We start from the raw sequence: 9,100 nt of genomic DNA on the forward strand, positions 1-9,100 counted from the left end.
CGGGCCATCGCACGAGCGTCCTGTCCGGTACGCGGGTGCTCGTCACCCGCACCCCCGATCGCGCGGCCTCCCTGATCGCAGCCCTGCGAGTGGCCGGCGCGCGCCCTGTCCTCGCCCCCGTTCAGGAAGCGGCTGCGGTGACCGGTGCCGAGAGCCGCGATCTCGCGAGGCTCATCACGGAGGCCGCCGGCAGCGGAGCACCGCACTGGCTGGCGGTCACCTCCGTGAACACCGTGCGCGCCGCGAGCCGGGTCGCCCAGGGCGAGGGGAAGAGCCTCGGCGAGTTCCTGTCGGGGGCGGTACGGCGCGGCCTGAAGGTCGCGGCGGTCGGCAAGGCCACGGGCGCGGCCCTGGAGGAGAACGGCGTCCCCGTCGATCTCCTGCCGGCCGAGGGCCAGTACTCCGCCGAGGGCATGGTTGCCTGCTGGCCGAAGGCGGAGGCGTCGTCGCGGTCGGCCAGGGTCTTCCTCCCCCAGTCCGCGGCCGCGCGCCCCGCCTTGCGGGACGGCCTGAGCGCCCTGGGGTGGACGGTGGAGACCGCTGTCGCCTACCGCATGGTGCCCTGGCCCGCTGAAGAGCCCCTGGCCCCGTCTCCGGTTCCCTCCGGCCTCGCCGTGTGGGGGACGGACCGGGCCCGCCAGGAGCTGGCGGCGGGCAACGTCGATCTGGTGGTGGCCACCGCGCCGTCGATGATCGACGCCCTGGTGGGAGGGGCAACCGAGCGGCAGCGGGCGGCCATGGGCGATACGGTGGGTTTCGTGGCCATGGGCGAGCCGACGCGCCAGGCCGCCGAGCGGCTCGGAATCGCCGCGCAGGTCGCGCGGACACCAGACATCGATGGATTGCTGACAGCTCTGGAGGAGAAGCGAGAAATGAGCACCGGTCACAGCGAGCTCGGGTACGGCACCGCATCACCCGCAATGGGGCCGGTCCACCGTCCCCGGCGGCTGCGGAGCAGCCCGATCATGCGCGCGCACGTGCGCGAGACGCACCTGCACCCCAGCCAGCTGATCCTGCCCGTCTTCGTACGCGAGGGCGCCACCGAGCCCAGGCCCATCACCGCGATGCCGGGCGTGGTCCAGCACTCGCTGGACTCGCTCCGGCGGGCAGCCGCCGAAGCCGTGGAGCTCGGCCTGGGCGGCATCATGATCTTCGGCGTGCCGACCACGCTGGACGCCACGGGCTCCGGGATCGTCGACGACGAGGGCATCCTCAACACCGCCCTGCGCGCCGTGCGCTCCGAGGTCGGGGACGACATCCTGGTCATGGCCGACCTGTGCCTGGACGAGTTCACCGATCACGGCCACTGCGGCGTCCTCGACGAGCAGGGGCGGGTGGACAACGACGCCACGCTGGAGCTGTACGCGCAGGCAGCCGTGGCGCAGGCCCGTGCCGGCGCCCACGTCCTCGGACCCTCCGGAATGATGGACGGCCAGGTGGGGGTGATCCGGGGCGCGCTGGACCGCGCCGGGTTCATCGACGTCTCCGTGCTGGCCTATTCGGTCAAATACGCCTCCGCCTTCTACGGGCCCTTCCGCGAAGCCGTGGACTCCACCTTGACCGGCGACCGGAAGGCCTATCAGATGGATCCGGCCAACCGGCGCGAGGCCCTGCGCGAACTCCGCCTGGACCTGGACGAGGGCGCGGACATGGTCATGGTCAAGCCGGCCATGTCCTACCTGGACATGGTGCGCGAGGTGGCCGACCATTCCACGGTCCCGGTCTCCGCCTACCAGATATCGGGGGAGTACTCGATGATCCAGGCCGCCGCCGCCAACGGCTGGATCGACCGCCGTGCCGCGATCGAGGAATCCGTCCTGTCGATCCGCCGCGCCGGCGCCGATACCGTCCTGACCTACTTCGCCGCAGAACTCGCCCGCTGGTGGCGCGAGCAGAATGGCTGATTCACTTCGGAGCTCACCCGCTCAAGATCCCGCAGCCGCCGTCAACTCCCCGCGGGGCCAGGACCCCGCAGCACCGACTCCCGAGAGGACGATCCCGTGACCGTCTCAGATGAACTCTTCGACCGAGCCCGCCGCGTCATGCCCGGCGGCGTCAACTCGCCCGTGCGTGCCTTCAACTCCGTCGGCGGGACCCCGGCCTACATCACTGCGGCCCGCGGGCCGTACCTGCAGGACGTCGACGGCCGCGAGTACGTCGACCTCCTGGGCTCGTGGGGACCGGCACTGGTGGGGCACGCCCATCCCGTGGTCCTTGAGGCGGTGCACTCCGCGGTGGAGAACGGGCTGGGTTTCGGCACCTCGACCCGGGCGGAGACCGAACTCGCCGAGCTCGTCGTCGACCGGGTCGGCGCCATCGAGGAGATCCGCATGGTCTCCACGGGAACCGAGGCGACGATGACGGCGATCCGCCTGGCCCGCGGTGCCACGGGGCGGGATCTGGTGATCAAGTTCGCGGGCTGCTACCACGGCCACGTGGACTCGTTGCTTTCGGAGGCGGGATCGGGGGTGGCCACCCTGTCACTGCCCGGCTCGGCGGGGGTCACCGCGGCCACCGCCGCCGAGACGCTCGTGCTGCCCTACAACGATCTCGGCGCCGTGCGCGCCGCCTTCGAAGCGCATCCCGGGCGTATCGCCGCGGTGATCACCGAGGCGGTCCCGGCCAACATGGGAGTGGTCCCGCCGGACCCCGGCTTCAACGCGGGCCTGCGGGAGATCACCCGGGACAACGGCGCACTCATGATCTTCGACGAGGTCATGACGGGCTTCCGGGTGCATGCCGCCGGATACTGGGGGCTCTCCGCGCCCCAGGAGGGCGACTGGGAGCCCGACCTGTTCACGTTCGGGAAGGTGATCGGCGGCGGGCTGCCAGCGGCTGCGGTTGCCGGCAAGCGCGAGCTCATGGAGCAGCTGGCGCCGACCGGGCCCGTCTACCAGGCGGGAACGCTGTCCGGCAATCCGGTGGCCATGGCGGCGGGGCTCGCCACGCTGAAGCTGGCCGACGACGACTGCTACCGCACCGTGGACCGTCGCTCCGAGCAGCTGAGGGCGGCCGTCACCGAGGCCTTCGACGCCGCCGGGGTGGATCACTCCGTCCAGAACGCGGGTTCGCTGTTCTCGGTGACCTTCGGGACCTCGCAGCGCCCCGTGCGCGACTACGCCGGCGCCAAGGGCCAGGAGGTCTTCCGCTGGGCGCCGTTCTTCCACTCGATGCTCGACTCCGGGGTGCACCTGCCGCCGTCGGTGTTCGAGGCCTGGTTCCTCTCCGCGGCCCATGACGACTCGGCCATGGACCGGATCATCCAAGCGCTGCCGGCAGCCGCCGAGGCGGCGGGGGCGGCGACCCCGGACAGCTGAGCCGCGAGGGCTTTGGGCTGCGAAGTCCCGGGCACCGTCGCCTTCAGATGCCGCTGGACGGCAACGGACACGGCAAGGGCCCCGTGCAGCTGCACGGGGCCCTTGCCTGAATCGCATCCGCGGTCCGGCCGGCTCAGGCCGCTCCGGATCGGACCGCGGCGGTGGGAGGCGCCTACTGGCCGGTGATGTTCTTACCGGCGTCCTTGACGTTCTCGCCGGCCTGCTTGGTCTTAGCAGCGGCCTGATCACCGACGCCCTCGGCCTGCATCTGCTCGTTGTCCAGGGCGTCGCCGAGGGCTTCCTTACCCTTGCCGGACACCTCTTCGGCCTTGTTCGTGATCTTGTCACCGAGTCCCATGGGTACCTCCTTGGTCGCGATCAATGCTGACGGACAAAACAGTACCCTGAGCAAGTACGCAGTTTGCTGTGAATTCGCCCGTAGCAGCGGGCACCGTCGACCTAGGCGTGAACGGGCCAGGAGCCGTCGATGGTGATCGAAGGATCGTTCTTCACGCCGCGAAGATAGCCCTGGAAGCTCAGCGCCTGAGCCCTGGCCCATTCGATCTGGGCCTCGTGCAGCCGTGCCGCCGGAAGGCGGAGCTCCTGATGCTCCGCGGCCAGCGCCTGGGCCAGGTGGACGGCGGCCATGGCGTCCGCAGCCGAAGTGTGGGCGGACTCCAGGTCGATGCCGTAAGCCTCGGAGAGAGCCACCAGAGTGCGCTTGCCGCGCCAGCGCTCGCGGACCTGCTTGTGCATCACGTAGGGATCCAGGACCGGCCGCGGCTCGGGGCACCGGAGGCTGTGACGAGCGGCCTCGCTGGCCAGCACCGTGAAGTCGTAAGAGGCGTTGAAGGCGAGGACCGGGATGCCCCGTGCGAAGAGGTCACCGATGATGCCCACGATCTCCGTCACCACCTGAGCAGCCGGGGCACCGTGGGCCCGGGCATGTTCCGTGGTGATCCCGTGGATCGCGGCAGCTCCCTCGGGGATCTGGACGCCGGGATCGGCCAGCCATTCCCACTGGCCGATAACAGCGCCGTCGGGGCCGACCACCAGGAGGGATGCCGTGACGATACGGCATTGGGTGGCGTCACGCCCGGTGGTCTCCAGGTCGAAGGTCGCCAACGGCTGGTCGGGCCACGGCGCAGACGGATCCACCCGGATCGCGTCCAGGTCCGCCCCGGCCGGCTGCGCCTGCGGGGAGACTGGGGTATCAAACAGTGCGGGCTGATGAGCCTCGGTCTGATGCGGCATATTCACACGGTACGTGCCCGCTCCGACACCGCAGGGCAGCGCCCCGGTGCTGGCCCCCGATGTCGTGCGAGGGCACGGACCCGGAGCCGGTGATTCAATATGATCGCCGCCCCATGAGGGGCGCCCGCGAGCAGAGCAGGGGAGCGTATGAGGGACCACGACCGCCTCCACGGGGAGAGCGCGGACGCGTCGGTGGAACGGGCCGCCGCCCGGCTGAGAGAACGGGGTGAGCGCCTCACCGCCGCCCGGCGCGGAGTGCTGGAGGTCCTGGCCCGGCACACGGGGCATCTGAGCGCCGACGAGGTGGCGGTCGAACTCGACCGGAGCAACGGCTCGTCGGGCTCGCCGGTGCACCGGACCACCGTGTACCGGACGCTGGAACGGTTCTTCGAACTCGGCATCCTCTCCCACCGGCAGCTTCCCGGCGGGGCGAGCGCGTACCACCTCGCGGCGGCCTCGCACCTGCACGGACACTGCGCGAGATGCGACACCGTGGTCGCCCTCGACCCGGGGGCCTTCGACCGGGCGGCGGAATCCGTCGTCGCGGTCACGGGCTTCGCGCTCGACCTCCAGGCGAGCGTGCTCGTCGGGTTGTGCGAGGGCTGCAGGGCTCCCTCGCGCTGAACCTCTCGCCCGGCACCGGCCCGACCGGTGCAAACCGCAGCTACTGCCTCCGCATTGGTGCAACAATGTTGCATCAGAAGGCCGTGGGTCGGATGCCGTGAGCCCGAGCGCGGGCAGCGGCGATGCGGGAGGTCGAATGGCGCAGGAGGACGCGGTGGCGGGGACCGACGGCCGGCCCGGCAGCGACCGCCTCACGGCGGCCCCGGCCGGAACGGCGCGGTCCACCGCGGTCCCCGGGGACACCCCGGAACTCGGGCGCCGGATGGGCCGGCGCTCGCTGGTGTGGACCATCGGCCTGTCCTGCATCCTGTGCGTCACGGTGGCCGTGTGCGTCGGCATCGGGCCCGTGACCATCCCGCCCGGCACGGTGCTGGGTATCCTCGGGCACGGCCTGGGTCTGCCCGTCGACCCGAGCTGGACGGCCGCCGAGCAGTCCATCGTGTGGGACATGCGAGCACCGCGCGTGCTGCTCGGCCTCGCGGTGGGGGCGGGGCTGGCCGTCTGCGGGGCGGCGCTGCAGGGAATGGTCCGCAATATCCTGGCGGACCCGTACATCCTGGGCATCTCCGGCGGAGCCTCGACGGGTGCGGCCGCGGCCATCCTCTTCGGCGTCGCCGCGGGGGCCGGCCAGTACGCCCTGCCGCTCTCCGCGTTCCTGGGGGCGCTGATCGCCTCGTCGTTGGTCTTCCTCCTGGCCCGCGCCAACGGCCAGGTGACGTCCGTGCGCCTGCTCCTCGCCGGTATCGCCGTCGGATACGCGCTCTCGGCGACCACGAGCTTCCTGATCTTCGCCTCGGACGATGCGGAGGGGTCCCGCTCGGTCATGTTCTGGCTGCTGGGCTCCCTGGCCCTGGCACGCTGGGATGCGTTCCTCGCGCTGGTCGTGGCCGTCGTCCTGGTGACCGTCGCCTTCCTGGTCCTGTGGGCCCGCCGCCTGGATGCGCTGTCCGTCGGGGACGAGACCTCCAGGGCCCTCGGCGTCGCGCCCATGGCGACCCGGATCCAGCTGCTCGTCGTGGTCTCGCTGTGCACGGGGGCGGTCGTCGCGGCGGCCGGCGCCATCGGCTTCGTCGGACTGGTCGTCCCGCATCTGGGCCGTCGCATCGCCGGGGCCGCCCACGCCAGGCTCATTCCGGTCGTGGCGCTCCTGGGCGCCATCCTGCTGATCTGGGCCGACGCCGGGGCGCGGGTGCTCATGCCGCCGCGCGAGCTGCCGATCGGCATCATCACCGCCCTGGTGGGCGCACCGTTCCTGCTGATCCTGATCCGGCGCATGTACGCCCGGCTCAGCTGACCTCCCGCCCGCACCGTTGAAAGGACCCTTCATGAGACCGGCCCGCCCGGCCGCCCTGGCCATTCTGGCCGTGACGGCCCTGTTCGTGAGCTCCTGCGGATCGGGGGGTGGCGCAGAGACCTCCGGCGCGGCCGGCGGCGCCTCCGGAGGCGACGGCGCGGTCGACTACCCGCATCCGGTCGAGAACTGCGGTGAGGGGGTCACCTTCGACCAGGCCCCCGAGCGGGTGGTCCTCCTGGAGACCGCACCCGTGACCATCCTCGACGGCCTGGGCGTGCTGAACAGGGCCGTTGCGCGTGCGGGGGACTTCCCGGCCGAGTACTACGACGACGACCTCAACGAACGGATCGACGGGATCGACTCCCTCTCCGAGGACCTGGACGCCTCGGGGCATCTGGCGATCTCGCAGGAGGCCGTGGTCGCGCAGAGCCCGGACCTCGTGCTGGGACAGCCCGACGGCGTCGATCGCGGCAGCCTCGCCTCGGCCGGCAGCAACCTGCTGATCCAGGAGGTCTACTGCCCCGACTCGGCGATGAACGCCACCTACGAGACGCTCTACGACGAGATCGGGACCTACGGCGAGATCTTCGACCGGGGCGAGGCGGCCGACGAGCTCGTCGCGCAGCTGCGCGAGAGGGTGGACGCCGTCGCCGACCGTTCCCAGGGCGAGGATCGGACGGCAGCGGTGCTGTACCCGACCGTCGGCGGCGGGACCACCTACGCCTACGGCAACCGCTCCATGGCCCAGCCGCAGCTCGAGATGGCGGGGTTCGAGAACGTCTACGACGATGTCGACGAGCGGGTCTTCGACGTGCAGATCGAGGACCTGGTGGACCGCGATCCCGACGTCTTGATCCTGCTCTACCAGGGAGAGGCCGAAGGCGTCGAGCAGGCCGTGACGGAGCTGCCCGGAGCGGAGACGATCACCGCCGTGCGCAACGGAGACATCCACACCCAGCTGTTCAACTTCACCGAACCCGCCACTCCGCTGGCCGTGGACGGGCTCGAGCGGATCTCCGAGAGATTCCAGGGGGACTGAAGATTGATCACGGCGGAGAACGTCTCCTGTTCCTACGGCGCGAAACCGGTGCTGCAAGGGGTGTCCCTGCACGTCAGCCCGGGGGAGGTGATGGGCCTCCTCGGCCCCAACGGGAGCGGCAAGACCACCCTCCTGCGCACCCTCTACGGGTCCCTGATCCCGGACGGGGGCCGGGTGCGTCTCGACGGAGAGGAGATCCACCGGATCCCCGCGAGGAGACTCGCCCAGAGGCTGGCCGTCGTGGCCCAGGAGGCTCCCAGCGACCTCATGCTCTCGGTGGCCGACGTCGTCCTCCTCGGGCGGACCCCGCACCTGGGCACCTTCGAGCGTCAGTCGGGGAGGGACAGACGCATCGCCGCTCGAGCCCTGCAGCGGGTGGGCGCCCTGCATTTGGCCGACCGGGAGTTCAACGGGCTCTCCGGGGGCGAGAGGCAGCGCGTGGTCATCGCCAGGGCACTCGCCCAGGAAGCCGGATGCATCCTGCTGGACGAGCCGACCAACCACTTGGACATCAGCTACCAGCACGAGGTGCTGCACCTGGTCCGGCAGCTCGGGACCACCGCCGTGGTCGTCCTGCACGACCTGAACCTCGCGGCCCGCTACTGCGACTCCATCCTCCTGCTGGAGGCCGGGAGGCAGCACGCGTACGGCACGCCGGAAGAGGTCCTCACCAGAGCCGTCGTCGAACCCGTGTACCGGGTCAAGGCCGAGCCCGTGGTGGCGGAGGATGCCATCACCCAGCTCTTGTTCCGGAGGACGGAGGATCCGCGATGAGACGTGGGAGGACAGCGCAGACGACGCCGGACGAGGGGCAGCTGCGGATCAACGACTACTGGTCGCGATGGGCCGGGCAGTACGAGGCCCATCAGGCCGACCGCAGGAGGGCGGAGGGAGAGGACGAGATCTGGGGGAAGGTCTGGGGGCCCGCGCTGCCCGACCCGCCCGCACGTGTCCTCGACGTCGGTACGGGGACCGGGGCTGCGGCCTTCCGCGTGGCCGCCCTGGGTCACCAGGTCCTCGGGATCGACCTGGCCGAGGGGATGCTGGAGCAGGCCAGGCGGAAGGCGGGAACCCACGGGAACCCGAGGTTCGCCAAAGGAGACGCCGCAGAGCCTCCGTTCGGCGACGGCATGTTCGATGCCCTGACCGCCCGTTACGTGCTGTGGACCCTGCGCGATCCGCAGATCGCCCTGGAGCACTGGCTGCGGGTGCTCAGGCGAGGCGGCGTGCTGGTCGCCGTGGACTCGCTGTGGTTCCCCACGGGCCTGGACGGCCACGGGGCGGACGGCCGCCTCAGCGCTCGAGAGGCCGATTTCAGGAGGGCCTACCGGGGCCAGCGGGAAGCGCTCCCGCTCGCCGAGGCGGCGTCGATCAGCGCCTTCGCAGAGCGCATCGAGGCCGCGGGGTTCGCCGACGTCACCGTCGAGGAGCTCCCGGGGCTTCTGGAGCAGGACCTGCGGTACGGGGTGGCGCCCGGGCACCGGGCGCAGATGCAATACCTCATCCGCGCGGTCAGACCTCTGTCCTGAGCATGGTCCGGTGGTGTCCTGCGCTGTCGGCGTGCCGTGGTGA

General features: G+C 71.1%; 9 protein-coding genes and 1 pseudogene. 8 read left to right on the forward strand and 2 right to left on the reverse strand.

What is annotated here, in order from left to right; genetic code table 11:
• Positions 1–35 precede the first annotated feature (35 nt).
• From FCK90_RS15610 to hemL, 3 genes and pseudogenes are all read left to right on the forward strand, one after another.
• Positions 36–836 (forward strand): annotated as a pseudogene (locus FCK90_RS15610) (uroporphyrinogen-III synthase); the annotation flags it as partial.
• A gap of 84 nt (positions 837–920) precedes the next feature.
• Positions 921–1,904: a porphobilinogen synthase gene (gene hemB / locus FCK90_RS15615; protein ID WP_246179896.1), complete on the forward strand. Its 984-nt coding sequence runs from the start codon at positions 921–923 to the stop codon at positions 1,902–1,904.
• 96 nt (positions 1,905–2,000) lie between these two features.
• On the forward strand, positions 2,001–3,317 hold the full coding sequence (hemL, locus tag FCK90_RS00545) for a glutamate-1-semialdehyde 2,1-aminomutase (RefSeq protein WP_158032364.1): 1,317 nt from the start codon (positions 2,001–2,003) through the stop codon (positions 3,315–3,317).
• Positions 3,318–3,489: 172 nt separating this feature from the next.
• Here hemL and FCK90_RS00550 read toward each other — a convergent pair whose 3' ends face one another.
• Together FCK90_RS00550 and FCK90_RS00555 are read right to left on the reverse strand one after the other, a co-directional pair.
• A complete protein-coding gene (locus FCK90_RS00550) occupies positions 3,490–3,675 on the reverse strand; it encodes a CsbD family protein (RefSeq protein WP_158032365.1) in 186 nt (61 codons plus the stop codon).
• A 101-nt stretch (positions 3,676–3,776) separates the two neighbouring features.
• Positions 3,777–4,571 carry a 3'-5' exonuclease gene (locus FCK90_RS00555; protein ID WP_158032366.1) on the reverse strand — a complete coding sequence of 265 codons (795 nt, stop codon included), beginning with the start codon at positions 4,569–4,571 and terminating at the stop codon, positions 3,777–3,779.
• 147 nt (positions 4,572–4,718) lie between these two features.
• On the opposite strand from FCK90_RS00555, the gene FCK90_RS00560 reads away from it, so the two are divergent.
• From FCK90_RS00560 to FCK90_RS00580, 5 genes are all read left to right on the forward strand, one after another.
• Positions 4,719–5,195, forward strand: a complete 477-nt coding sequence (locus tag FCK90_RS00560) for a Fur family transcriptional regulator (RefSeq protein ID WP_158032367.1) — start codon at positions 4,719–4,721, stop codon at positions 5,193–5,195.
• A gap of 136 nt (positions 5,196–5,331) precedes the next feature.
• On the forward strand, positions 5,332–6,489 hold the full coding sequence (locus FCK90_RS00565) for a FecCD family ABC transporter permease (protein ID WP_158032368.1): 1,158 nt from the start codon (positions 5,332–5,334) through the stop codon (positions 6,487–6,489).
• A gap of 31 nt (positions 6,490–6,520) precedes the next feature.
• On the forward strand, positions 6,521–7,528 hold the full coding sequence (locus FCK90_RS00570; RefSeq protein WP_158032369.1) for an ABC transporter substrate-binding protein: 1,008 nt from the start codon (positions 6,521–6,523) through the stop codon (positions 7,526–7,528).
• A 3-nt stretch (positions 7,529–7,531) separates the two neighbouring features.
• Positions 7,532–8,302 (forward strand): ABC transporter ATP-binding protein, encoded by a 771-nt coding sequence (locus tag FCK90_RS00575; protein WP_158032370.1) that lies wholly within the window; start codon positions 7,532–7,534, stop codon positions 8,300–8,302.
• Positions 8,299–9,057 (forward strand): class I SAM-dependent methyltransferase, encoded by a 759-nt coding sequence (locus FCK90_RS00580; RefSeq protein WP_158032371.1) that lies wholly within the window; start codon positions 8,299–8,301, stop codon positions 9,055–9,057. Before FCK90_RS00575 ends, FCK90_RS00580 begins: the two co-directional genes overlap by 4 nt.
• The last annotated feature ends 43 nt before the right edge of the window (positions 9,058–9,100 follow it).

This window comes from Kocuria coralli, assembly GCF_008831305.1.
Taxonomy (GTDB): domain Bacteria; phylum Actinomycetota; class Actinomycetes; order Actinomycetales; family Micrococcaceae; genus Kocuria; species Kocuria coralli.